The following is a 23,144-nucleotide window of genomic DNA, read 5'->3' on the forward strand; positions in this document are numbered from 1 at the left end:
TCTGCGCTTGTCGGCAAACCCCTTTCCGACAAAGAGTTACGGGCAATGGTTAACACTTGGTTAATCCAGCACCGACGAGGTCGAACTTTCCCGAGCCATCCCATGGTATTGGGCATTGGGCATCATGTCCGAGGCGATGGCAAAGCGGTTGGACATGTTGAAAAAGCCGATCACATCGGCCAGATCGAAAATCTCGCCCTCGCTCAACCCTGCCGCGACCAGTGCGGCGCGATGGGGCGCGTCCACCTCCCACGGTGTGGTGGTCAGCGCCCATGCAAAATCCAGCATCGCGCGCTGGCGCGCCGATAAGGGTGCGACGCGGTAATTCATCACCAACATCTCGCCCAGTTGTGGATCGCCCGACAGCGCGCGCACCGCTTGGCCATGGGCGACAAGGCAGTAAAAGCAGCGATTGGCCGAAGACACCACCACCGCGACCATCTCACGCTCAAGCTTGCTTAGCCCCGAGGGGGCCAACATCAGCGTGTTGTAATACTGGATGAAATTCCGCAGCTTGTCTTGGTGGCGCGCATAAGTGCGGAGCACGTTCGGCACCATCCCCAGCTTTTCTTCGCAAACCGCGAAATAGCGGCGCATATCCTCGTCCAGATCGGCGGGATCGGGCAAATCATAGATCGCAATATGATCGGGCTGGGGCATCTAATCCTCCTGATGTCGCTGACAGACTGGCCTTGCGCTCTGTGGCGCGCAACCCCGCCTATGGCTTTCGCTTCTTCGTTTCATAAATATCCTCGGGGGAGCGCGAGGGGGCAGACAGCCCCCTCGCACCTCTCCATCCGCGCGGTCTGCGCGCGGGTGGGGCAGACAGAACCCTCAAACTTTGGGGGCGGTGGCGCGAACCAATCCGTTGCGGGTGCGCATTGTGATCCGGATCAGGGGGCGGTGCGTAATTCTTTTGCAATGCGGGATTGGGAAGACGGCGCCGTTGACCTATGTTGCGCATGCGTGACCGGCTGCAAGGGGAACGACCGTCATGAACATCCATGTCAGCACCATATCCGACGTACCAAGCCGTGATGAGGCTGCGCAAGCATTGGCCCGTCTGAAGGCATGGGCCGAAAGCGCCAGCCCCGAAGAGATTGCGGCGCTTGACCCTACACTAGCCCGCATGCTCGGTGGTGGCTATCCGCAATTCCTGCGCGTCTATCCCGACGATTTCAAGGTCGATGCTGCCTATAAGGCCAGCTTGCCCGATCTGCAAAACGGTCCTTCCTCGCTGATCAAAGGTGCCAACCGGCAGATCCAGCATGTCGGCATTTCCAATTTCCGCCTGCCGATTCCTTACCACACGCGCGACAATGGCGATCTGACGCTCGAGACAAGCGTGACCGGCACCGTCAGCCTTGAGGCTGATAAAAAAGGCATCAACATGAGCCGCATCATGCGCTCGTTTTATGCCCATGCCGAAAAGACCTTCAGCTTCGAGGTGATCGAGGCGGCACTGGATGATTACAAATCAGACCTCGAAAGCTTCGATGCCCGCATCCAGATGCGCCTGTCCTTCCCAGCCAAGGTGAAAAGCCTGCGTTCGGGCCTGTCGGGCTATCAATATTACGATATCGCGCTGGAATTGGTCGAGCGGAATGGCCTGCGCCAGAAACTCGTGCATCTGGACTATGTCTATTCCTCGACCTGCCCCTGTTCGCTGGAATTGTCGGAACATGCGCGTGCGACGCGGGGCCAGTTGGCCACGCCGCATTCGCAGCGTTCGGTCGCGCGGATCTCGGTCGCATTGTCCGAGGCTGCGGGCTGCTTGTGGTTCGAGGATCTGATCGAAATGGCGCGCGCCGCCGTGCCGACAGAGACACAGGTGATGGTCAAGCGCGAGGATGAACAGGCTTTCGCCGAACTCAATGCCGCCAACCCGATTTTCGTCGAGGATGCGGCGCGGTTGTTCGCCGAGCAGCTTCATGCCGATGCGCGTGTGGCCGATTTCCGCGTGATCGCCAGCCACCAAGAAAGCCTGCATAGCCATGACGCGGTCAGCGTGCTGACCGAGGGCGAGACTTTCGCGGCAGCCAGCCTCGATCCGCATCTGTTCGCAAGCCTTATTCACCGCGGCTAAGCCCGCCCGTGCGCGCCATTGCTTGACAGCGGCGCGCGCGGCGTCCAACGCTCCGCGCATGCGAGATCTCAGACCCGTTGGCTATATTCTGGGCCTCCTGACCATCGTGTTGGGATTGGCGATGCTGTTTCCCATGATGCTCGATCTGGTCGATGCCAATCCCAATTGGCAGGCCTTTGCCGTGTCGGCGACCCTTTGCATCGCCTTGGGCGCCAGCGTGTCGCTTGCCACGGCCAATTTCGATTTCGGCCAGATGACCGTGCGGCAGGCGTTTTTTCTGACCACCGCAACATGGGTTGTCTTGCCCCTGTTCGGGGCCATGCCATTTGTCTTGGGCGCGCCCGATGTCGCGCTGACCGACGCGTATTTCGAGGCGGTCTCGGGCGTGACTACCACGGGCTCCACGGTGTTTTCCGGGCTGGATGATCTGCCGCGCGGGGTCAATCTGTGGCGCGGTATCTTGCAATGGCTGGGCGGTCTGGGGATCGTGATCGTCGCGCTGATCTTTTTGCCCGTCATGCGGGTGGGCGGGATGCAGTTTTTCCGCGCCGAGGGGTTCGATACACTTGGCAAGGTCTTGCCGCGGGCCATCGATATTTCGCGCGGTCTGGTGATTGCCTATATCGTGCTCACGCTGAGTTGTGCGGCGGTCTATGCGCTCTTGGGTATGGATGGTTTCGCGGCCATCGTGCATGCGCTGACGACTGTCTCGACGGGCGGGTTTTCCACGACCGATCAAAGCTTTGCCGCCTTCGCGGGACCGGCTGAATACGCAGCTGTGGTGTTCATGATCTTGGCCGCCGTGCCATTCGTACGGTTTATTCAACTGGCCAATGGTGATCCATGGGCCTTGTTTCGTGATGTGCAGGTGCGCGCCTTTTTGCGCTGGATGGCCTATGGAAGCGCGGCAATCGTCATGTGGCGGATGCTTGTCTTGGACGAAGCCTTTGGCTCGAATTTGCGCGAAACCATGTTCAACCTTGTCTCACATACGACGGGGACGGGGTTTACCAGCACGGATGTCACGACATGGGGTGGTTTTTCTTTCGCCATCTTGTTCATCTTCGGCCTGATCGGGGGATGCACCGCCTCGACGGGGTGTTCGGTCAAGGTGTTTCGCTATCTCGTGTTGAAAGAGGCGCTCTGGGCCGAGTTTCGCCGCCTTCTGCGTCCTTCGATCGTGACGGCGCCGCGCCTTGATGGGCGGCCGATTGACCGCGATGTGATCGATTCCGTCATGGCCTTCACGGTGCTGTTCTTCCTGACCCTTGGCGTGACGGCGGTTTTGCTGTCGCTGACGGGACTTACGACCCAGACCGCGATCACCTCTGCTTGGACATCGGTGGCCAATATCGGCCCTGCCTACGGGCCAGAGGTCATGTCCTCGGGCTCAATGGAGGCGTTTCCGCTGGCCGCGAAATGGATCATGATCGCCGCCATGATCTTGGGGCGGTTGGAGCTGATGGCGGTGTTCGTCTTGTTCAGCGCGCGGTTCTGGCGGGATTGAGTGCTTAGCCCTTGGCCGCGATGGCACGCCCGGCGGCCACGGCCGATGACCAGGCCCATTGGAAATTATAGCCACCAAGCCAACCCGTGACATCGAGCGCCTCGCCGATAATGAACAGGCCCAGCTGTCGCTGCGATTGCATGGTCTTGGAGCTAATCTCTTCGGTGGCGACCCCGCCCAGTGTGACCTCGGCGGTGCGATACCCCTCGGACGAGGTAGGGGTGAGAACCCAGCCCGCTAGCCGGTCGGCCAGATCGCGCAGCTTTGCGTCGGGCTGATCGCCGATATTGCCCACCACCCCCCAATCGCTGACGACATGCTGGGCCAAGCGCTTGGGCAGCAGTTCGGCCAGAATGCTGGCCAAGCTTTTGGCCCCAGCCTCTGTGCGCCGCGCGCGCAAATGGGTGAAGATATCGCTCTCAGGGCAGAGCGTGACCGAGAGGCTTTCGCCCTCGCGCCAATAGGATGAGATTTGCAGCACCGCTGGCCCCGACAGTCCGCGATGGGTGAACAACATCGCCTCGTCGAAAGCTGTGCCTTGGCAGGCGATGCGCGCCGCGACGGATGTGCCTGCAAGCTCTGCAAAGACGGTCTTTTGCGCCGCGTCGAAGGTGAGGGGCACAAGCGCGGGACGGGTGTCTGTGATGCGATGGCCGAATTGCGCGGCGATCTGATAGGCAAGCCCCGTGGCCCCCATCTTGGGGATGGATTTGCCGCCTGTAGCCAAAACGAGGTTTTGCGCTGTGAGCGTGATCTCTGCGCCTGCCCGGTCGAGCGTGACGCGAAAGCCCGTGCCATCATGGCTGACCGCCCGCACGCTTGTCTCAAGCCAGAGTGCGGCCCCGGCCATTTCAGCGCGTAGCATGGCGATGATGTCCTTGGCCGAGTGGTCGCAAAACAGCTGGCCCAGCGTCTTTTCGTGCCATGCGATGCCGTGGCGGGCGACGAGGTCGAGAAAATCCCATTGCGTGTAGCGTGCCAGCGCCGATTTGCAGAAATGCGGGTTTTCCGACAAGAAATTCTCGGGCGCAGTGTGAAGATTGGTGAAATTGCACCGCCCACCGCCAGAGATGCGGATTTTCTCGCCCGGTGCCTTGGCATGGTCGATGACCAAGACATCAGGCCCGGCATGGGCGGCACACATCATCCCGGCAGCGCCCGCGCCGAGGATGAGGGTGGTGACGGTCTTGTCGGTCATGCGATCGGGTCCGGGGCTCGCGCCGCAGGCGCGGTGCTGGGGTTGCGCCGCAGGCGCGGCTCTGGGTGGGGGCGCGCCAGCGGCGCGGGGGCTGCGTGGTGGGTCATCGTGGCTTTGGCGATGCACGCGCCCTTTGCGCGGGCGGGTGCCTCCGGCGGGGATATTTCAGAAACGAAGAAAGGTTTGGGTGAGGATTAATCGGGGAAGTTGCGGCTTTCCTTGATCTGGTCCCAAGCCCAGACAACCTCTTGCAGGCGGTCTTCATCAGAGCGGTCGCCGCCGTTCATATCGGGGTGCAAGACCTTGATCAGCGCCTTGTAGCTTTTGCGGATCTCGGTCTTGGTCCAGTGATCCTTGGCGTCGAGGATCTCGAGCGCTTTGCGCTCGGTGGGCGGCAATTTGCGCCCAGCCCCACCAGCGCGTCCGGGGTTGCGAGTGGCGTTGCCGCCAAGCACCTGATGGGCGTCATCGACACCAAGCCGCGCCCAAGCGCGTTCTTCCACGCTGCGCTTGAAGGGTTTGGTCGGCCGATCCCAGACGCGGTCGCGGTCAAGCTGGGCTTCCATCTCGGCCTCGGTCGTGCCGTCGAAGAAGTTCCATTTGAGGTTGTACTCGCGCACATGTTCGCGGCAAAACCACTTGTACTCCTCGAGGTTATCGGGGCTTTTGGGCGCGCGATACTGGCCTGCGTCTTCACAGCCTTCGGCCTCGCAGACGCGCTGCGAGGTTTCAAAGGCACCCGACATGCCACGCCGACCAGAGCGGCGTTTCTTTTTGTCGGTGGATACGCGCAGGTCGAAATTAAACGGGTCTTTGACGGGCATTTGGCTTCCCTTATCGACTCGGAGAGGCAAGTCTAGTGTTTCGGGCGGCAAGGTGAAGAGGCAGGAGGCATAAATCGTGACGCGAAGCGAGAAAATCAGAACCAAGCTAGAGGCGGCGTTCCAGCCACATGTGCTGGAGGTGGTCGATGAAAGCGAGGCGCATCGCGGCCATGCGGGGTATCAAGACGGTGGCGAGAGCCATTTTCGTGTCGTCATCGCCAGCACGCACTTCGCCGATATGGGGCGGATCGCGCGCCACAGGGCCGTTCACGCCGCGATCGGCCCGGCGTTGATGGCTGAAATTCACGCGCTTGCGCTGAGCATCGACGCGTGAGCGCTTGGTGTATCCGTCATGATCGTGACGGATGCGCTAGATCCGCGGATCGCCCCCCTCATCGCGATCCAAGAACAGATTGGCAAGGCTTGCCTGACCCTCGGGGGCTGTGGCGGCTGTTGTGGTGGCCTGCGTCTGAACAGTGATGTCGGGCATGGCGCGGCGGAAGACCAGCAGGTGGCGCATGGCGGTTGTGCGCGCGGTCAGACCCGTGCGCACCTCTTCGGGGAGGGTTTCGGCGCGCTGATACTCCCAGCCGTCTTGGCCGAGCGTGTTGAGAATGTCTTGCAGCGTGGCGGCAAAGAGATCGGCACCTTTCAGCCCTTTGTGCCTTGTCGCGCGGTGTGGGGCCACAACCAGCTTGTACTCGTAACGTTGCATTGTGCCTCCCTTCGGGTCGGTGGGCATTTAGCCGCTGTGTGCGGGGGCAGGCAAGGGGCGCGCTTGCAGCTTGCTGCGAATGGCCTACCCTCTGCGCCATGGTGTTGGAATTCAGAGAAGCGGGTATCTACTGCCCTGCGGCGGATGTCTATATCGATCCTTGGCGGCCGGTTGCGCGCGCCTTGATCACGCATGGGCATTCTGATCATGCGCGCGCGGGGCATGGGCGGTATCTCGCGACACAAAGCGCGGCACCGGTGCTGCGCCACCGCTTGGGCGAGATCGCGTTGCAGACCGCGCACTACGGCGAGGTGCTGCGCATCGGGGATGCCGAGATCAGCTTTCACCCGGCGGGCCATGTGCCGGGCTCGGCGCAGATCAGGGTCGCCGTGGGTGGCGAGGTTTGGGTCGTCTCGGGCGATTACAAGACTGTCGATGATGGGTTGAGCGAGGCTTTCGAGCCGGTGCCATGCCATTGCTTTATCAGCGAATGTACCTTTGGCCTGCCCATTTACCACTGGCCCGATGCCGCCGATCTGGCCGCGCAGATCAATGGCTGGTGGGCGCAGACCCGCGCCAAAGGGCAGACGGCGGTGATCGGTGCCTATGCGCTGGGCAAAGCGCAGCGGGTGTTGCGCATGCTTGATCCCGCGATTGGGCCGATCTTGACCCATGGGGCGATCACGGCAACCAATGATGTCTTGCGCGCGCAGGGGATCGCACTTCCCACGACGGTGGCGGTTGCGCCGGGGATGGACCTGAAGCCCTATCGCGGGGCGATGGTGGTGGCCCCGCCCGCAGCGCTTGGATCAGCATGGATGCGACGGTTTGGGCCTGTCTCGACCGGGATTGCATCGGGGTGGATGCAGCTACGCGGTGTGCGGCGCAGGCGCGGCGCGGATCGTGGTTTCGTGATCTCGGATCATGCCGATTGGGCCGGGTTGAACGCGGCCATCGCTGCCACGGGGGCCGAGCGTGTCTTCGTCACCCATGGCTATACCGCGCCTTTCGCCCGCTGGCTGGGGGAGCGCGGCTATCAGGCCGGGATCGTGCAGACCGCCTTTGATGGTGAAAGCCTCGATGCCGGTGATGGCGCGGGGGTGGCGGCATGAGCGCCCTTGCATGGCAAGACAGGTTTTGGCGCGCCATGGCCTATTGGGTGGACAGGCCAGTGCTAGCCGTGATCGGATCGCAAGCGCTGTTGCGCGCCCTCTTCGCGCTGTCGTCGCGGATGGGAAGCCGCATGCCGCGCGATGTGGCGATGACTTGGGACAGGGACGGCGCGCTTTGGTTGCACCCCAAGGGGCTTGCCGCTGATGCGCCGATCTTGATGTATATCCACGGGGGTGGCTTTACCATCGGTAGTCCGCGCACCCATGCCGCCCTTGCCGCCCATCTGGCGCGCGCGGCGGGCATGGTCGCGGTTTTGCCGCGCTACCGCTTGGCGCCGGCCCATCCATGCCCTGCCGCGCGTGATGATGTCATCGCGGCGCATGGGCGCTTGGTCGCCACGGGGCGCGCGCCGGTGGGCTTGGCCGGTGACAGCGCGGGGGGCAATCTGGCGCTGCTTCTTGCACAACATCTGCGCGATACCGGCGGCGTCGTGCCGCGCGCCCTGGGGCTGATCGCGCCGGTGGCCGATCTGTCGGGCGATATCGCCGCGCGGTTTGCCGCTGCGCCGGGGGAGTTGCTGATCCCGCCGCAATGGGCGCGCCGGATCGCACGCGCCTATCTGGCTGGGTGCGATGCAAGCGATCCCATGATCTCGCCCTTGCTGGGTGATCTTGCGGGTCTGCCGCCGGTGATGATTCAAGCCGGGGCGGAGGAGGTCTTGGCCCATGACGCAGCCGCCCTTGCCGCACGCATGGCCGATGCGCATCTCGATTTGTGGCCGGGTCTGCCGCATGTCTGGCATATCCACGCAGGGCGCGCGCCCGCCGCTGAGCGTGCCTTGGCCACTTTGGGTGCCTTTCTTGCAGAGCGGATCGCGCGATGAAGGATTTCGCCGCGCTGGTTACGGCGCTGGATCAAACCACGCGCATCAGCCTCAAGGTTGCTGAACTGGCGGATTACTTCCGCACTGCCCCCGAAGATGATCGGATTTGGACCGTGGCGCTTTTGTCAGGGCGCAGGCCACGGCGCAGCATCACCACCACCAAGCTGCGCCTTTGGGCGGCTGAGGCGGCAGGCATCGCGCCGTGGTTGTTCGAGACCTGTTACCCCGTGGTGGGCGATCTGTCCGAAACGATCGCGCTGATCTTGCCCGCGCCGCAGGGCCGGATCGAAACATCGCTGAGCGGTTGGATTGCCGATCTGCGCGCGCTGGATGGGGCCGATGACGCGGCGCGGCGTGCCTTCGTCTTGCGCGCATGGGATGGGCTGCCCCCGGTCGAGCGTTTCGTGTTCAACAAGCTGATCACCGGGGGCTGGCGCATGGGGGTCAGCCAAAAGCTGATGACGCGCGCCTTGGCCGAGGCGACGGGGGTCGATCAGGCGGAATTGACCCACCGGCTGATGGGGGATTGGTCACCGGACAATACCAATTGGGCGGGGCTGATCATGGGGCATGATCCGGCGGCATCGCTCTCGCGGCCCTATCCCTTCGCGTTGGCCCATCAGCTTGATCTTGCGCCCGCGGAACTGGGCGACCGCGCCAATTGGCTGGCCGAGGATAAATGGGATGGTATCCGGGGCCAGTTGATCAAGCGGGGCGGGGATCATTACCTGTGGTCGCGCGGCGAAGAGTTGATGACCGACCGCTTTCCCGAAGCGGCGGCAATCGCTGCGGCCTTGCCCGATGGCACGGTGATCGATGGCGAGGTGCTGGCATGGGATCATGCGATGGGCCGCCCCTTGGGCTTTTCCAAGCTGCAACCGCGCATTGGGCGCAAGACAGTGCCAAAGCGGCTCTTGGCTGACGCGCCCGCGCTGATCATGGCCTATGATCTGCTCGAATGGCAGGGCGATGATCTGCGTGCGCGCCCCTTTGATACGCGGCGTGCGCTTTTGGCGGAATTTTTGCGCGATCTGCCCGAAACCGTGCCGCTGCGCCTGTCGCCTGCGATTGTGGCGGATGATTGGGCAGGGCTTGCCGCGATGCGGGCCAAGGCGCGTGATCGCGGTGCCGAGGGCTTGATGCTCAAGCGACTTGGCGCGCCCTATCACGCGGGGCGGCGGCGCGGCGATATTTGGAAATGGAAGCTTGACCCGCTGACCATCGACGCGGTGATGATCTATGCGCAGGCAGGATCGGGGCGGCGCGCGACGCTTTACACCGATTTCACCTTTGCCGTGCGCGATGGTGCGGCATTCGTGCCATTCACCAAAGCCTATTCCGGGCTAAGCGATGCCGAGTTTCGCGAGATCACGGGCTGGGTGCGCGCCCATACCACCGACCGTTTTGGCCCGGTGCGCGCGGTGCGCCCCGAACTGGTCTTTGAGATCGCCTTTGAGGGGATCCAAGCCAGCCCACGCCATAAATCGGGCGTGGCGTTGCGCTTTCCGCGCATGCTGCGCTGGCGGCGCGATAAGCCCGTGGCCGAGGCGGCAAGCCTTGATGATCTCAAGGCGATGCTGGCCCAGTTCGGCTAAGCCCGCGCTGCGTCATCGGCGATGTCTCGCCCAAGAACGCGCCTGTGGCTTTGGCCGCGCATCGGGCATAGCCCTTTGTGCTAGTCTTGGCGCAGGGCGCGGCCCGATCCAAGGCCGCCGCCCCACGATGGGAGGAGCGAAGATGGACCACAAAGACCGCGTACAATACGCCCGTAGCCTTTATGACGCGCATGGCAGTAAGGCCGAGGCCGAAGCCGCCCAGAAAGCCGCCAGCGCGCGTGCGGCAGGCAATGCGGCCGAGGCCCAGACATGGGAAAGTATCCGCGCCCAGATCCGTGAAATGCGCAGTGCCTATCAAGGCTAACTGCGCCGCCCCTTAGGCGACCTCGGCCACCGGCATCGGGCGGCGGCCCTCGGCCCAAGCCTGTGCTGCGGCACCGAAGGCGGCGAAGAGCGGGCGCGACACCGGATCTTGCGCCGCGCGATATTCGGGGTGCCATTGCACTGACATCGTGAAACCCGGCGCACCGGCGACATAGATCGCCTCGGGCGTGCCATCGGGGGCGTAGCCGTCGATCACGATCTGTTTGCCCGCTTGCTTAATGCCTTGGCCATGCAGCGTATTGGTCATCACCTCGGTCGCGCCGAAAAGCTTATGAAACGGGCCGTTTTCGGTAAAGCGCACCGGGTGGCGGAGCGCGAATTTCTCTTCCAACGTGCCATCGGGCGGCATGCGGTGGTTCATCCGCCCCGGCAGGTCGCGGATCTCGGGGTAGAGTGAGCCGCCCATCGCGACATTGAGTTCCTGAAAGCCGCGGCACACGCCCAAAATCGGCTGGCCAACCGCCACGCAAGCCCGGATCAAGGGCAATGCCACCGCATCACGCGCCCGGTCAAAGGCCCCATGCGCGGCGGTCTCTTGCTCGCCATATTCCTCGGGATGCACATTGGGCCGTCCGCCGGTGAAGACAAAACCGTGACAGACCGCCATCAAGGCGTCGATGCACACGAAACGCGGATCGGCGGGGATGACCAGGGGCAGGCCGCCCGAGACTTCGGCCACGGCCTGCGAGGTCATCGTTCCGCCCGCATGGGTCGCATACTGATCATTGATCAGGTGATGATTGCCGATAATGCCGATGACGGGCCGGGCCATGCGCGCTCCCCCTTCTTTGGCACCAGAAGTAGCGCCATTCATGGCGAACGCAACGATTTGATGACGGCGCATGGCCCCATTTCCGCGCAATTGCCCGAAAATGAGGCATGTGTTTGCGATCATCGCGAGGGCAGGCCCAGCCGAGATGCGATAGGCTTAGGCCAGCGCAGAGAAACCTGCCGCCGCGATCCCTGCCACGGCGACGGTTGCGTCATTGTCGGATGTGTCGCCCGTAACACCCACGGCACCGATCACCGCGCCATCTTGCATCACCAACACGCCGCCCGGAACCGGCACGACCTTGCCGCCAAAGGCACCGTTTACGGCGGCCATAAAGAATGCCTGCGCCTCGGCGCGGGCCAACTGCGCAGAGCCGGGCATGCCCAGCATGACCGCGCCATAAGCTTTGGCATATGCGATCTCGTAGCGGCCGGGACTTGCGCCATCTTCGCGCTCAAAGGCCAGAACATGCCCGCCTGCATCCAGCACACAAACCGACAAGGGCTTGAGCGCCAGTTCGCGGCCCTTTGCGCGCGCCACCGCGATGATCTTGCGTGCCTGATCGAGTGAAATCATCCTCGCACCCTTTCGAATTGGTTCGCGCGACCCAAGCGCCGCGTTTGGGTGTCATAATGCCTTCGGGGCAGCACTTCTAGGGCGTGGATACTGTATCAAATCGTCCGACCGGAACGACGCGCGTGCCCCAACATATCAGCCCGTTCTGCATCGGCGTAGTCGATCAGTGTAACCTAGACGACTAAATATATGGGGAGATGGAAGTGGCAGCCCGTAGGGGAGTCGAACCCCTCTTTTCAGGTTGAAAACCTGACGTCCTAACCGATAGACGAACGGGCCACAGGTAGCGTGTCGCGCTTCTAGGAAATGGCGCGGCGGGGTTCAAGCGGATTTTTCGTTGTCCGGTGCGAAAGTTCGTGGCGGTCTCATTCCGCCCATGCGGCATCCTCAAGGCGCAGCTGCACGCTTTGGCGGCCGTTCCAGTGGTTGACCTCGATCCGGCCTGCGGCATGGAGCGCGCGACCGGCATGATCGGTCAGTGCCGCTGCCAGCCCGTTGCTGGCCGCATCAAAACAAATCGCCTCGATCGTAGTGGCGCCATCCGACAAGGTCAGCTTCAGATGCCCTTGGCCGACCGGCTTGGTGTAGCGGATGCGCAAGCCCGGCAGCGCGAAGCGCGGGGCAGGGGCGGCGGCCCCAAAGGGGCCAGCCTCTTCCAGCTGTTCGATCAGTTCGACCCGGCAGGCCGCGGGCATCAAAACCCCGTCAAGGCGCAGATCGGCGATGCCACGCGCGCCCGATCCCTGTTTGTCGAGCAGCACGGCCAGCCGGGCCATGGCCGGTTCCAACTGCGCGCGCGTCAGGGTGAGGCCTGCGGCCATGCGGTGCCCGCCGCCTTTCTCGATCAGCCCTTCGGCGGCCAACCGCTGGATCGAAGCACCCAGATCCACGCCGCTGACCGAGCGGCCCGATCCCTTGCCCTGATCACCATCAAAGCCGATCACAACGGCGGGGCGGTTCGTCGCCTCTTTCAAGCGCGCGGCGACGATGCCCACCACGCCGGGGTGCCAGCCATCATCGGCGGCCCAAACCAGCGGCGCCTCAAGCCCGCGCGCCTCGGCCTGTGCAAGGGCTGCCTCGCGCACCTGCCCCTCGATCTCGCGGCGGTCGGTGTTGAGCGTGTCAAGCCGCTGGGCGATTGCCACCGCCTCGGCCGGGTCGGTCGTGGCCAACAGCCGCGCGCCAAGGTCGGCCGCGCCGATGCGCCCGCCCGCATTGACACGCGGCCCCAGCACATAGCCCAAATGATAGCTTGTCGGCGGCCGGTCGAGGCGTGCCACATCGGCTAGCGCCACAAGGCCGGGGCGCGCACGCCGCGCCATGACCTTGAGCCCTTGGCGCACAAAGGCGCGGTTGACCCCGATCAAGGGTGCCACATCGGCCACGGTCGCCAGCGCCACGAGATCGAGGGCGGCAATCAGATCGGGGGGCTGTTTTCCGCTTTCGCGCAGCCGCGCGTTGAGCGCCACCAGCGTCAAGAACACCACCCCGGCTGCGCACAGATGGCCCAAGCTGCCATCCTCATCTTGGCGGTTGGGGTTCACCACCGCTACGCAATCGGGCAGATCGCTTGCGGCAAGGTGGTGATCAAGCACGATCACATCCGCCCCCTTGGCGGCGGCAATCGGCCCATGCGACAGCGTTCCGCAATCCACACAGATGATCAGCCCGTGATCCTTGGCCAGCGTGGCCATCGCGGCATCGTTGGGGCCATAGCCCTCGTCAATGCGGTCGGGGATATAAAGCGTGGAGGCATGGCCCAAGGCACGCAGCCAATCGATCAGCAGCGCGGCAGAGGCGCCGCCATCAACATCATAATCGGCGAAAATCGCGATTCTTTCGCGCCGCTGAAGTGCCATAAACACCCGCTCGACCGCCCGCCCCATATCGCGCAGGCTATGTGGGTCAGGCATCAGATCGCGTAGTGCAGGCGCAAGAAAGCCCGCCACCCCCTCAGGCGCGACACCACGGCGCGCAAGGATATGGGCCAACCCCGGTGGCACATCGGCGCGCTGCATCAAGGCTTCGGCCAGCCGCAATGTCTCGGCCTCGGGGCCGACCCAGCGCCGCCCAGTGAGCGACTGCTCTACATCCAAAAAACCTGTCATGATCGTTGGATTAACAGGCGATAGGCCTGCAATCCATCCAATCCGTGGCTCATTTCACCGGGTTGCGATAGGTCATCCGCCGTACCGACCCGGTCTTGGAGCGCATGAGGATCGTCTCGGCGGTCAAAAAGCCCGGCTCGCGCTTGATGCCCGCCAGAATCGAGCCATCGGTGACACCCGTTGCCGCAAAGATTACATCCTTGGTCACCATATCATCGCGGGTATAGACCCGGTCGAGATTGGTGATCCCGGCCTTCTTGGCGCGGGCTTTTTCATCATCATTGCGAAACAGAAGCTTGCCATAAATCTGCCCGCCCATGCATTTGAGTGCGGCAGCCGCCAAAACCCCTTCGGGCGCACCGCCTTGGCCCATATACATGTCGATCCCGGTCACCTCTGGCTCGGCGCAATGGATCACGCCCGCTACATCGCCATCGGTGATCAGCCGGATCGCACAGCCCGTGCTGCGCAGCTCATCGATCATCGCCTGATGGCGGGGGCGCTCTAACACGCAAACGGTGATATCGGTCGTCGAACAACCCTTGGCGGCGGCCAGCGCGCTGACGCGCTCAGAGGGCGACATATCAAGCGTCACGACACCAGCGCGAAACCCCGGCCCGATGGCGAGCTTCTCCATATAGACATCGGGCGCATGCAGCATCGAGCCGCGTGGGCCCATGGCGATCACGGTCAGTGCGTTGGGCATATCCTTGGCGGTCAGCGTCGTGCCCTCGAGCGGGTCGAGCGCGATATCGACCTCGGGGCCTTGGCCGCTGCCGACCTCTTCGCCGATATAGAGCATCGGCGCCTCGTCGCGTTCCCCCTCGCCGATGACGACGACGCCCTTGATGTCGAGCTTGTTGAGTTGTTCGCGCATCGCGTTGACGGCGGCTTGATCGGCGGCTTTTTCATCACCGCGCCCGATCAGCCGAGCCGAGGCAAGCGCCGCCGCCTCCGACACCCGGGCCAAGCCCAGAGACAACATACGGTCGTTGAAATCGGTTGCTTGCGACATTGGCGTGACCTCGGGCTGGGGCGGTTGGGTGTGGTCTAACGGGCGGTTGCACGCGCGTCCAGCATGGGGGCGCTAACGGCGCCTAGACATCCTCGATCCGCAAGGCAACGGGTGCGCCCACGACGACCTTGGTACCTGGAAGTGCCGCCATCGCAGTCGCAAGATCGGCGCGCGCGCTTTTATGGGTCACGATCAGAACCGGTGCATTCTCGCCCGGATGATCATATTGCCGCATCCGGTCGATCGAGATCCCGGCCTCGCCCAGCACGGTCGCCACCTTGGCCAGCGCACCGGGTTTATCGGCAAGTTCCAACCGCAGGTAATAGCGCGACGGGCTGGTGGCCGTGGCAGGTGGGGCAGGGTCAAGCGTCTTGGCGGGCTGGCCGAATGTCGGGATGCGAATGCCGCGCGCGATATCGCAGATATCGGACATGACCGCCGAGGCCGTTGGCCCTTCGCCTGCACCCGCACCGCGCAGCACGATCTGGCCCACGCTATCGCCCTCGATCACCACCATATTGGTGCCGCCCTCAAGCTGGCCCAAAGGCGAGGTGGCCGGCACAAGGCAAGGCGACATCCGCGCCTCAAGCCCGCGCCCGGTGCGCTGTGCCACGCCCAAGAGCTTGATCTTATAGCCCATATCGCCCGCGCGGCGGATATCCTCGATGGTAATCGACCCGATTCCTTCCAACGCAATGGCGTCGAAATTCACCCGCGCACCAAAGGCGATCGCGGCCAAGAGCGTCAGCTTATGGGCCGCGTCGATACCACCGACATCAAGCTCGGGATCGGCCTCCAGATAGCCCAAACCATCGGCCTCGGCGAAAGCCGCCTCATAGCTCAGCCCCGCACTGTCCATCCGCGTCAGGATATAGTTGCAGGTGCCATTCATCACCCCCATCACGCGGCTGATGGCGTTGCCGGCCAAGCCCTCGGTCAAGGCTTTGATCACCGGAATACCGCCTGCGACGGCTGCCTCGAAGCGCAGGACGCGTCCGGCCGCTTCGGCCGCTTCGGCCAGCGCTTGGCCATGGATTGCCAGAAGCGCCTTGTTGGCGGTCACCACATCTTTGCCGCTTGCGATGGCGGCCTCGGTCGCATGTTTGGCGGGCCCTTCTGCGCCGCCCATGACTTCCACGAACACATCGATATCGGGGCGGCGCGCAAGGGCGACGGGGTCATCCTCCCATGCGTAGCGCGTAAGGTTCACGCCGCGATCCTTGTCCTTGCTACGCGCCGAGACGGCCACGATCTCAATGGGTCGCCCACAGCGCGCTGTCAGCAAGGCCGCTTGGCGTTGCACGATCTTGACCACGCCGACACCCACAGTGCCAAGCCCAGCGATACCGAGGCGAATAGGGTCAGACATCGGGTGATCCTCCGGGGCGTGCGCTGTGTCGTTTCGCCAGAGTGTTAGACGCTTCAAAGCCCGGCTGCAACGCAAGCCCGCCTAAAGCGGCAAGTCGCGTAATGCGGCTGCACGCGCGCGCAGCGCTTCGGCCCGCTGGATCAGCTCTTGCCCCTCCGTCGCCGCATCGCGCGCCGAGAGCGCATCAGCCTGCGCTGTGATTGGGCCAAGCGGCAACAGCCTTGGGCCATCGCGGGCCTCAGGCGACGCGCTGCAACCGGCCAAGCCCATCAGGCCAGCGAAAGCAAAAAGGCGAAAATGTCGACGCGAAAGGCAAGCCATGCCGACAGCTAGCCCGCCGGGCCACCCGCTGTCCAGCATGGTTGAATTGAACGCCCGTTCAGATAATCTTGGCCCATGGCACGCACCCAAGGAAGTCATGCCGGGATCACCGGCCCCCGCCTGCGCGAAGCAGCCCTGCGGCTTTTCGCCCGACATGGCTATGCCGCGGTCTCCATGCGCCAGATCGCGGCCGAGATCGGCGTGCAAGCCGGCGCGCTCTACCTCTATACCCCCGATAAACAGGCGTTGTTGTTCGCATTGATGCGCGATCATCTGGAGGATTTGTTGGCCGATTGGCAGCCGCCCGAGGCCGCAGCCGATGCGCAGCTTGAAAGCTTTGTGCGCCATCATATCCGCTACCATCTCGACCGGCCCGATCTGGTTTTCATCGCCTATATGGAACTGCGCAATCTTGAACCCGCCAATTTCGCCGTGATCTCGCGGCTGCGGCGGGATTATGAGGCGCGGCTTGAGGCGATCTTGTCGCGCGGTGCGGATGCGGGGCTGTTCGATGTGGCCGATACGCGGCTGGCCACGATGGCGCTGATCGCGATGCTGACCGGGATCACGACATGGTATCGCGAAGGCGGACGCCTTGACCGCGCGACAATCGAGGCGCGCTATTGGGATATGGCGCGCAGAGCCGTGGCCGCGCCTGTGCCCCAGCCAAAGTCGGCGCCTGTTGCAAAGGTTGGGCATGCCTCCGGCGGGGATATTTAAGAAACGAAGAAGCCCGAGCCGTTAACCTTAACCGGTCGTTACTTCTCTGTTTCATAAATATCCCGGGGGAGTCGCGCCAAAGGCGCGGCGGGGGCAGCGCCCCCACTAGGCGGTGAGTGCCGCAACACGCGTCGCCTTAGTCGGAAAAGCCACCAACCGGCCTTGGTCTTCATCCCATAGTTTCAAGGCGAAAGACCGCAAGGCCTCGGCCCAGCCAATGGTCGGCACCGCGTATTTCGCGCGCAGCGCGCGGTGGCAGGCCCGTAGCCTGTAGCTGGGGATATTTGCATTGAAATGATGGATGTCGTGATAGGTGATATTGGCCACGGCCAGATCGAACCACCAGCCCAGATCCAGCGCCGATGATCCCTGAAGTGCCGCGCGCGCCGGGTTCAAATCCGGTTTGCGATCCCACCATGTGTCTTCGAAATTATGTTGCAGATAGACGAGAAACACCCCGATGCAGGCGGCGGCAAAAACGGTGGCCGCATAGATCATCAAACCCGGCACGCCCGCAAACATCCAGATCATACCGATCCAGAGCGACAGACCCAGATTGTGCAAAAAAACGCCCTTGGGGTCGACGCGGCCCGCGTTCTTGGGCCAGCGATAAGCCAGCACATAGGTGAAGATGCCACCCAAGGGGATCAAGATCAGCGGGTGCCGATAGAGCCTATACCAAAGCCTGCGCCAATGGCTTGCAGCCTTCCATTCGCGCAGTGTCATGGTGAAGATCTCGGTCGTGTCGCGTTCGTCGAGATTGCCCAGATGGGAATGGTGGTCGTTATGATTGGATTGCATCACCCGGTAGGGGGTGAGCGTGAAGATCGACAGGCCATGCCCGGCGAGGTCATTGCGTCGCTTTGTCGAGAACAGCGATCCATGGCCGCAATCATGTTGCAGCACGTAAAGCCGCACGCCCAGAAAAGCATTGACGATGATAAGCGGCACGATCAGCCAAGGATTGGGCCAAAGCTGCACAGCAAGCCAGAATGTGGCGAAGTACAAAATAAAGGTCGCACCATAACTGAGCGCGGCCAAGCGGTCATCACGCGCGGTCCAATCGCGGGTGAAGGCGCGGATCTCGCGCAGCGCTTCGGCGCGGAACTCGGGTGTGATCTCGGGTCGAAGGGACGGCGCGGTTTGCATCGTGTTTCGCTCGAAAAATGATCTATCAACGCTGGTGCTGAGGGCCAAAACGAAAAACGGCCCGCAGACATGCCTGATTTATGGCGCGTCTGCGGGCCGTTCAAGATCATTTCATACGAAAACGACGAAACTTGTCTTTCAAAGCTTGGGATAGATCGGGAAACGCTGGCACAGCGCCTCGACCTCGGCGCGCACGGTGTCTTCGACTGCGCCATTGCCCTCTTCGCCATTGGCCGCCAAACCATCGACGACACGGGTGATCCAGTCGCCGATCTGGCGGAATTCCGGCTCACCAAAGCCGCGCGTGGTGCCCGCGGGGCTGCCCAGACGGATACCGCTGGTGATGGTGGGCTTTTCGGTGTCGAAGGGGATGCCGTTCTTGTTGCAGGTGATATGGGCGCGGCCCAAGGCCTGTTCGGTGGCGTTACCCTTGACGCCCTTGGGGCGCAGATCGACCAGCATCAGATGGGTGTCGGTGCCGCCGGTGACGATATCGAGGCCACCCTTCATCAACTGATCGGCCAGCGCTTGGGCGTTGCGGATCACTTGCGTCTGGTAGTCCTTGAATTCGGGGCGCAGCGCCTCGCCAAAGGCCACGGCCTTGGCTGCGATCACATGCATCAAAGGCCCACCTTGGATGCCGGGGAAGATCGCGGAGTTGATCTTTTTCGCGATCCCTTCGTCACCCGTCAGGATCATGCCGCCACGCGGACCGCGCAGGGTCTTGTGGGTTGTGGTCGTCGCGACATGCGCATGCGGGAAGGGCGATGGGTAATGGCCCGAGGCGACAAGCCCCGCGAAATGCGCCATATCGACCAGCAGGTAAGCGCCGACGCTATCGGCAATCTCGCGCATGCGGCCAAAATCGATGATGCGCGGAATGGCCGAGCCGCCCGCGATCAGCATCTTGGGCTGATGTGTCGCGGCCAATTCCGCGATCTGGTCGTAATCAACTGTCAAATCTTGCTGGCGCACGCCATATTGGATCGCGTTGAACCATTTGCCCGACTGGTTGGGCTTGGCCCCGTGGGTCAGGTGGCCACCCGCATCAAGCGACATGCCCAAGATCGTATCGCCGGGCTGCAACAGCGCGGTGAATACACCTTGGTTCGCTTGGCTGCCGGAATTGGGCTGGACGTTGGCAAAGCCCACGCCAAACAGCTCTTTGGCGCGTGCAATCGCCAGTTCTTCGGCAATATCGACGAATTGGCAGCCGCCATAATAGCGCCGACCCGGATAGCCTTCGGCGTATTTATTGGTCATCACCGATCCCTGCGCTTCCATCACGGCGGCAGAGACGATGTTTTCCGAGGCGATCAGCTCGATCTCATGGCGCTGGCGGCCCAGCTCTTGGCGGATCGCGCCGAAAATCTCGGGGTCGCGGCTTTCGAGTGTTTCGGTGAAAAAACCTGCGTCGCGGTGGGGGGCGTTCATGGCAGCGTCTCCCTTAAGGATCAGTGTGTGATGTGACTTAGCGCGCCATTTACGGCAAGCAAAGCCGATCTGAAAGGGTACAAAGCGTCACCATCGCCACTGAAAGCGGCAAGTGGTCAGCCGAAGATGGATTGAGTTTCCAGCCCACACGCGCAAGGGTGCAGCACGACCCGAGAGGAGAGCCTGACATGCCAGCGGCCCGCAAGATCGCTTTTCTTGCCTCTGACACCGCGCTTTCGCAAGACGCCAAGCAAGCGCTTGAGGCGCGCTACGGAAGCTATGCGCCGGAAGATGCCGATGTGATCGTCGCATTGGGGGGCGATGGGTTCATGTTGCAAACCATGCATGCGACCCAAGCGTTGGGCCTATCGGTCTATGGCATGAACCGTGGCACCGTTGGTTTCTTGATGAATGCTTACGCCGAGGATGATCTGACCGGGCGGCTGGAGCGGGCCGAGGCGGCGGTGGTCAACCCGCTGCACATGCGCGCCACCACCACCGAAGGCAAGGTGGTCGAGGCTTTGGCGATCAATGAGGTCAGCTTGCTGCGCGCTGGTCCGCAAGCCGCCAAGCTGCGAATTCTGGTCGATGGGCGGCTGCGGATGGAAGAGCTGGTCTGCGATGGCGCACTTTTGTGCACGCCCGCCGGATCGACCGCCTATAACTACTCGGCGCATGGGCCGATCTTGCCCATCGGGGCCGATGTTTTGGCGCTGACCGCTGTTGCGGCCTTTCGCCCGCGCCGTTGGCGGGGGGCGCTACTGCCCAAAAGCGCCGTGGTGCGGTTCGATGTGATCGATCCTGACAAGCGCCCGGTGATGGCCGATGCCGATAGCCGGTCGGTGGCCAATGTTGTCTCGGTCGAGATACGCTCTGAGCCAGATATCGCTCATCGCATCTTGTTTGATCCCGGGCACGGGCTGGATGAGCGCTTGCTGCGCGAACAATTCACCTGATATCAGAGCGGCGTTGCGTCGCCTTCGCAGGTCTGCCAAAAAATGTTTAACGTTAAACCATATTCGCCGGGGAGGTCGAGATGAGTGACGACAAACAGGATGCGCTGCGCAATGCGGCACTGTTTTATCACGAATTCCCCAAGCCCGGTAAACTTGAGGTGCGCGCCACCAAGCCCTTGGCCAATGGCCGCGATCTCGCGCGCGCCTATTCGCCCGGCGTGGCCGAAGCTTGCCTTGAAATAAAGGCCGATCCAAGCACGGCGGCGCGCTATACGACGCGTGGCAACTTGGTGGCCGTCGTCACCAATGGCACCGCTGTGCTGGGGCTTGGCAATATCGGCGCGCTTGCCTCCAAACCTGTGATGGAGGGCAAGGCGGTCTTGTTCAAGACCTTTGCCAATATCGATTGCTTCGATATCGAACTCAACGAATCCGATCCGCATAAGCTTGCCGATATCGTCTGCGCGCTCGAGCCGACCTTTGGCGCGATCAACCTTGAAGACATCAAGGCGCCCGATTGTTTTATCGTTGAACAAATCTGTCGGGAGCGGATGAACATTCCCGTTTTCCACGATGATCAGCATGGCACGGCCATCGTGGTGGGTGCGGCGGCAACCAATGCGCTGCGCGTCACGGGCAAGCGGTTCGAAGATATCAAGATCGTCTCGACCGGGGGCGGCGCAGCAGGGATTGCATGCCTCAACATGCTGCTGAAACTGGGCGTGAAGCGCGAGAATATCTGGCTTTGCGACATCAACGGGCTGGTCTATGCGGGCCGCGAAGTCGATATGAACCCGCAAAAAGCGGCCTATGCGCAGAAAACCGATGCGCGCACGCTCGCCGATGTGGTGGATGGGGCCGATCTGTTCCTTGGGCTGTCCGGCCCCGGTGTGCTGACGCCCGAGATGGTGGCGCGCATGGCGCCGCGCCCGATCATTTTTGCACTCGCCAATCCCACGCCCGAGATCTTGCCCGATCAGGTGCGCGCCGTTGCCCCCGATGCGATCATCGCCACGGGACGCAGCGATTTTCCCAACCAAGTCAACAACGTGCTGTGTTTCCCCTTTATCTTCCGTGGCGCGCTCGATGTCGGCGCGACCGAGATCAACGATGCGATGAAAATCGCTTGTATCGAAGGGATCGCGGCGCTTGCGCGCGCCACAACCAGCGCCGAAGCCGCCGCCGCCTATGCGGGTGAACAGCTGACTTTTGGGCCTGACTACCTGATCCCCAAGCCCTTTGATCGCCGCCTGATCGCGGTGGTGGCGAGTGCCGTGGCTGAGGCTGCCATGGCATCGGGCGTGGCGACGCGGCCCCTTGATGATATCGAGGCCTACCGCGAGCGGTTGAACCAGTCGGTGTTCAAATCGGCCATGATCATGCGCCCGGTCTTTGATGCCGCCCGCACCGCCGAGCGGCGTATCGTCTTTGCCGAGGGCGAGGATGAGCGCGTCTTGCGCGCCGCCCAAGCCATGGTCGAGGAAACCACCGACAAGCCCATCCTGATCGGTCGCCCCGAGGTGATCGATAGCCGGATCGAACGGGCCGGGCTGACGCTGCGTGCGGGCCGCGATTTCGACCTAGTTAACCCCGAGAACGATCCGCGCTACCGCGATTATTGGCAGACATATCACGGCCTAATGGCAAGGCGCGGGGTCACGCCCGATCTGGCGCGTGCGATCATGCGTACTAACTCCACCGCCATCGGCGCGGTCATGGTCCAGCGCGGCGAGGCCGATAGCCTGATCTGCGGCACCTTTGGCCAGTATTTGTGGCACCTGAAATATATCACCGAGGTTTTGGCCACCGATGGGCTGCATCCGGTCGGCGCGCTCAGCCTGATGATCTCGGACGAGGGGCCGCTGTTTATTGCCGATACGCAGGTACATCCCGAACCGACGCCTGAACAGATTGCCGAAACCGTGCGCGGCTGCGCCCGCCATATCCGCCGCTTTGGGATCGAGCCCAAGGTGGCGCTGTGTTCGGGCAGCCAGTTTGGCAATCTCGACAGCGACAGCGGCCGGCGTATGCGCGCGGCCCTCGACATTCTTGATCGTGCGGGCACGGATTTCGTCTATGAGGGCGAGATGCATATCGATACGGCCCTCGACCCTGAGCTGCGCGAACGGCTTTTGCCCGGCGGACGGATGGAGGGGGCGGCCAATGCGCTGGTCTTTGCCTCGACCGATGCGGCGGGTGCTGCGCGCAACATGCTCAAGGCGCGCGCAGGCGGGCTTGAGGTTGGGCCGATCCTGATGGGCATGGGCAACCGCGCCCATATCGTGACACCATCGATCACCGCGCGCGGACTTTTGAACATCTCGGCGCTCGCAGGCACGCCGGTCAGCACCTATGGTTAAGGGGTGCGCCCGTTAGCGCCCCCATGCGGCAAAGTCACCGAATTGCGCCCACCGCGCGCGTAACGATACAAAGTTGCGCAAAGCGAAGGAGGGACAAC

At 62.8% G+C, this 23,144-nt stretch carries 22 protein-coding genes and 1 tRNA gene; 10 read left to right on the forward strand and 13 right to left on the reverse strand.

Annotation, left to right across the window (positions count from 1 at the left end):
* Positions 1-60: 60 nt before the first annotated feature.
* Positions 61-660, reverse strand: a complete 600-nt coding sequence (locus KG698_RS08525) for a peroxidase-related enzyme (RefSeq protein ID WP_213685145.1) — start codon at positions 658-660, stop codon at positions 61-63.
* A 334-nt stretch (positions 661-994) separates the two neighbouring features.
* Here KG698_RS08525 and folE2 point away from each other — a divergent pair, with 334 nt between their 5' ends.
* Together folE2 and KG698_RS08535 are read left to right on the forward strand one after the other, a co-directional pair.
* Positions 995-2,086, forward strand: coding sequence for a GTP cyclohydrolase FolE2 (folE2, locus tag KG698_RS08530; RefSeq protein ID WP_213685146.1), 1,092 nt, complete (start codon positions 995-997; stop codon positions 2,084-2,086).
* 58 nt (positions 2,087-2,144) lie between these two features.
* A complete protein-coding gene (locus KG698_RS08535) occupies positions 2,145-3,593 on the forward strand; it encodes a TrkH family potassium uptake protein (protein WP_213685147.1) in 1,449 nt (482 codons plus the stop codon).
* A 4-nt stretch (positions 3,594-3,597) separates the two neighbouring features.
* On the opposite strand, the gene KG698_RS08540 is transcribed toward KG698_RS08535, so the two are convergent.
* The gene (locus KG698_RS08540) at positions 3,598-4,791 is read right to left on the reverse strand and encodes an NAD(P)/FAD-dependent oxidoreductase (protein WP_213685148.1); all 1,194 of its coding nucleotides are present in this window, start codon (positions 4,789-4,791) and stop codon (positions 3,598-3,600) included.
* 194 nt (positions 4,792-4,985) lie between these two features.
* Positions 4,986-5,615, reverse strand: coding sequence for a DnaJ domain-containing protein (locus tag KG698_RS08545; protein ID WP_213685149.1), 630 nt, complete (start codon positions 5,613-5,615; stop codon positions 4,986-4,988).
* A 76-nt stretch (positions 5,616-5,691) separates the two neighbouring features.
* On the opposite strand from KG698_RS08545, the gene KG698_RS08550 reads away from it, so the two are divergent.
* The gene (locus KG698_RS08550) at positions 5,692-5,949 is read left to right on the forward strand and encodes a BolA/IbaG family iron-sulfur metabolism protein (protein ID WP_213685150.1); all 258 of its coding nucleotides are present in this window, start codon (positions 5,692-5,694) and stop codon (positions 5,947-5,949) included.
* 36 nt (positions 5,950-5,985) lie between these two features.
* On the opposite strand, the gene KG698_RS08555 is transcribed toward KG698_RS08550, so the two are convergent.
* Positions 5,986-6,330: a hypothetical protein gene (locus tag KG698_RS08555; RefSeq protein ID WP_213685151.1), complete on the reverse strand. Its 345-nt coding sequence runs from the start codon at positions 6,328-6,330 to the stop codon at positions 5,986-5,988.
* A 98-nt stretch (positions 6,331-6,428) separates the two neighbouring features.
* On the opposite strand from KG698_RS08555, the gene KG698_RS08560 reads away from it, so the two are divergent.
* The 4 genes from KG698_RS08560 (at position 6,429) to KG698_RS08575 (ending at position 10,246) form a co-directional block, all read left to right on the forward strand.
* Positions 6,429-7,442 carry a ligase-associated DNA damage response exonuclease gene (locus tag KG698_RS08560; RefSeq protein WP_213685152.1) on the forward strand — a complete coding sequence of 338 codons (1,014 nt, stop codon included), beginning with the start codon at positions 6,429-6,431 and terminating at the stop codon, positions 7,440-7,442.
* The gene (locus KG698_RS08565; protein WP_213685153.1) at positions 7,439-8,326 is read left to right on the forward strand and encodes an alpha/beta hydrolase fold domain-containing protein; all 888 of its coding nucleotides are present in this window, start codon (positions 7,439-7,441) and stop codon (positions 8,324-8,326) included. Before KG698_RS08560 ends, KG698_RS08565 begins: the two co-directional genes overlap by 4 nt.
* The gene (locus KG698_RS08570; protein ID WP_213685154.1) at positions 8,323-9,921 is read left to right on the forward strand and encodes an ATP-dependent DNA ligase; all 1,599 of its coding nucleotides are present in this window, start codon (positions 8,323-8,325) and stop codon (positions 9,919-9,921) included. Before KG698_RS08565 ends, KG698_RS08570 begins: the two co-directional genes overlap by 4 nt.
* Before the next feature lie 142 nt (positions 9,922-10,063).
* Positions 10,064-10,246 carry a hypothetical protein gene (locus KG698_RS08575; RefSeq protein ID WP_213685155.1) on the forward strand — a complete coding sequence of 61 codons (183 nt, stop codon included), beginning with the start codon at positions 10,064-10,066 and terminating at the stop codon, positions 10,244-10,246.
* Between the two features lie 12 nt (positions 10,247-10,258).
* Here KG698_RS08575 and KG698_RS08580 read toward each other — a convergent pair whose 3' ends face one another.
* The 7 genes from KG698_RS08580 to KG698_RS08610 all read right to left on the reverse strand — a co-directional run bounded on the left by KG698_RS08580 (position 10,259) and on the right by KG698_RS08610 (position 16,466).
* Positions 10,259-11,038, reverse strand: a complete 780-nt coding sequence (locus tag KG698_RS08580; protein ID WP_213685156.1) for a gamma-glutamyl-gamma-aminobutyrate hydrolase family protein — start codon at positions 11,036-11,038, stop codon at positions 10,259-10,261.
* 156 nt (positions 11,039-11,194) lie between these two features.
* On the reverse strand, positions 11,195-11,614 hold the full coding sequence (locus tag KG698_RS08585) for a heme-binding protein (RefSeq protein WP_213685157.1): 420 nt from the start codon (positions 11,612-11,614) through the stop codon (positions 11,195-11,197).
* A 204-nt stretch (positions 11,615-11,818) separates the two neighbouring features.
* A tRNA-Glu gene (locus KG698_RS08590) sits at positions 11,819-11,893 on the reverse strand.
* An 86-nt stretch (positions 11,894-11,979) separates the two neighbouring features.
* Complete coding sequence (gene recJ / locus KG698_RS08595; protein ID WP_213685158.1) at positions 11,980-13,722, reverse strand: single-stranded-DNA-specific exonuclease RecJ; 1,743 nt, start codon at positions 13,720-13,722, stop codon at positions 11,980-11,982.
* 49 nt (positions 13,723-13,771) lie between these two features.
* Positions 13,772-14,737: a class II fructose-bisphosphatase gene (gene glpX / locus KG698_RS08600; protein WP_213685159.1), complete on the reverse strand. Its 966-nt coding sequence runs from the start codon at positions 14,735-14,737 to the stop codon at positions 13,772-13,774.
* An 82-nt stretch (positions 14,738-14,819) separates the two neighbouring features.
* On the reverse strand, positions 14,820-16,106 hold the full coding sequence (locus KG698_RS08605) for a homoserine dehydrogenase (RefSeq protein ID WP_213685160.1): 1,287 nt from the start codon (positions 16,104-16,106) through the stop codon (positions 14,820-14,822).
* 81 nt (positions 16,107-16,187) lie between these two features.
* Positions 16,188-16,466, reverse strand: coding sequence for a hypothetical protein (locus tag KG698_RS08610; RefSeq protein ID WP_213685161.1), 279 nt, complete (start codon positions 16,464-16,466; stop codon positions 16,188-16,190).
* Positions 16,467-16,502: 36 nt separating this feature from the next.
* On the opposite strand from KG698_RS08610, the gene KG698_RS08615 reads away from it, so the two are divergent.
* Positions 16,503-17,147 (forward strand): TetR/AcrR family transcriptional regulator, encoded by a 645-nt coding sequence (locus tag KG698_RS08615; protein ID WP_213685162.1) that lies wholly within the window; start codon positions 16,503-16,505, stop codon positions 17,145-17,147.
* Between the two features lie 105 nt (positions 17,148-17,252).
* On the opposite strand, the gene KG698_RS08620 is transcribed toward KG698_RS08615, so the two are convergent.
* Both KG698_RS08620 and glyA read right to left on the reverse strand, forming a co-directional pair.
* Complete coding sequence (locus KG698_RS08620; protein ID WP_213685163.1) at positions 17,253-18,296, reverse strand: fatty acid desaturase; 1,044 nt, start codon at positions 18,294-18,296, stop codon at positions 17,253-17,255.
* A gap of 138 nt (positions 18,297-18,434) precedes the next feature.
* Positions 18,435-19,730: a serine hydroxymethyltransferase gene (gene glyA, locus KG698_RS08625; protein ID WP_213685164.1), complete on the reverse strand. Its 1,296-nt coding sequence runs from the start codon at positions 19,728-19,730 to the stop codon at positions 18,435-18,437.
* Between the two features lie 188 nt (positions 19,731-19,918).
* Between glyA and KG698_RS08630 the strand changes: the two genes are divergently transcribed.
* Both KG698_RS08630 and KG698_RS08635 read left to right on the forward strand, forming a co-directional pair.
* Entirely contained in the window at positions 19,919-20,686 is a 768-nt protein-coding gene (locus KG698_RS08630) for an NAD kinase (RefSeq protein ID WP_213685165.1), read from the forward strand.
* A gap of 80 nt (positions 20,687-20,766) precedes the next feature.
* Entirely contained in the window at positions 20,767-23,046 is a 2,280-nt protein-coding gene (locus KG698_RS08635; RefSeq protein WP_213685166.1) for an NADP-dependent malic enzyme, read from the forward strand.
* Positions 23,047-23,144 lie beyond the last annotated feature (98 nt).

This window comes from Roseicyclus sp., assembly GCF_018402035.1.
Taxonomy (GTDB): Bacteria; Pseudomonadota; Alphaproteobacteria; order Rhodobacterales; family Rhodobacteraceae; genus Roseicyclus.

Bases quoted from the DNA above. Each gene is read 5' to 3' on its own strand.
- KG698_RS08525 (WP_213685145.1), bottom strand. From the start codon at position 660: ATGCCCCAGCCCGATCATATTGCGATCTATGATTTGCCCGATCCCGCC.
- folE2 (WP_213685146.1), top strand. From the start codon at position 995: ATGAACATCCATGTCAGCACCATATCCGACGTACCAAGCCGTGATGAG.
- KG698_RS08535 (WP_213685147.1), top strand. From the start codon at position 2,145: ATGCGAGATCTCAGACCCGTTGGCTATATTCTGGGCCTCCTGACCATC.
- KG698_RS08540 (WP_213685148.1), bottom strand. From the start codon at position 4,791: ATGACCGACAAGACCGTCACCACCCTCATCCTCGGCGCGGGCGCTGCC.
- KG698_RS08545 (WP_213685149.1), bottom strand. From the start codon at position 5,615: ATGCCCGTCAAAGACCCGTTTAATTTCGACCTGCGCGTATCCACCGAC.
- KG698_RS08555 (WP_213685151.1), bottom strand. From the start codon at position 6,330: ATGCAACGTTACGAGTACAAGCTGGTTGTGGCCCCACACCGCGCGACA.
- KG698_RS08560 (WP_213685152.1), top strand. From the start codon at position 6,429: ATGGTGTTGGAATTCAGAGAAGCGGGTATCTACTGCCCTGCGGCGGAT.
- KG698_RS08565 (WP_213685153.1), top strand. From the start codon at position 7,439: ATGAGCGCCCTTGCATGGCAAGACAGGTTTTGGCGCGCCATGGCCTAT.
- KG698_RS08570 (WP_213685154.1), top strand. From the start codon at position 8,323: ATGAAGGATTTCGCCGCGCTGGTTACGGCGCTGGATCAAACCACGCGC.
- KG698_RS08575 (WP_213685155.1), top strand. From the start codon at position 10,064: ATGGACCACAAAGACCGCGTACAATACGCCCGTAGCCTTTATGACGCG.
- KG698_RS08580 (WP_213685156.1), bottom strand. From the start codon at position 11,038: ATGGCCCGGCCCGTCATCGGCATTATCGGCAATCATCACCTGATCAAT.
- KG698_RS08585 (WP_213685157.1), bottom strand. From the start codon at position 11,614: ATGATTTCACTCGATCAGGCACGCAAGATCATCGCGGTGGCGCGCGCA.
- recJ (WP_213685158.1), bottom strand. From the start codon at position 13,722: ATGACAGGTTTTTTGGATGTAGAGCAGTCGCTCACTGGGCGGCGCTGG.
- glpX (WP_213685159.1), bottom strand. From the start codon at position 14,737: ATGTCGCAAGCAACCGATTTCAACGACCGTATGTTGTCTCTGGGCTTG.
- KG698_RS08605 (WP_213685160.1), bottom strand. From the start codon at position 16,106: ATGTCTGACCCTATTCGCCTCGGTATCGCTGGGCTTGGCACTGTGGGT.
- KG698_RS08610 (WP_213685161.1), bottom strand. From the start codon at position 16,466: ATGCTGGACAGCGGGTGGCCCGGCGGGCTAGCTGTCGGCATGGCTTGC.
- KG698_RS08615 (WP_213685162.1), top strand. From the start codon at position 16,503: ATGGCACGCACCCAAGGAAGTCATGCCGGGATCACCGGCCCCCGCCTG.
- KG698_RS08620 (WP_213685163.1), bottom strand. From the start codon at position 18,296: ATGCAAACCGCGCCGTCCCTTCGACCCGAGATCACACCCGAGTTCCGC.
- glyA (WP_213685164.1), bottom strand. From the start codon at position 19,730: ATGAACGCCCCCCACCGCGACGCAGGTTTTTTCACCGAAACACTCGAA.
- KG698_RS08630 (WP_213685165.1), top strand. From the start codon at position 19,919: ATGCCAGCGGCCCGCAAGATCGCTTTTCTTGCCTCTGACACCGCGCTT.
- KG698_RS08635 (WP_213685166.1), top strand. From the start codon at position 20,767: ATGAGTGACGACAAACAGGATGCGCTGCGCAATGCGGCACTGTTTTAT.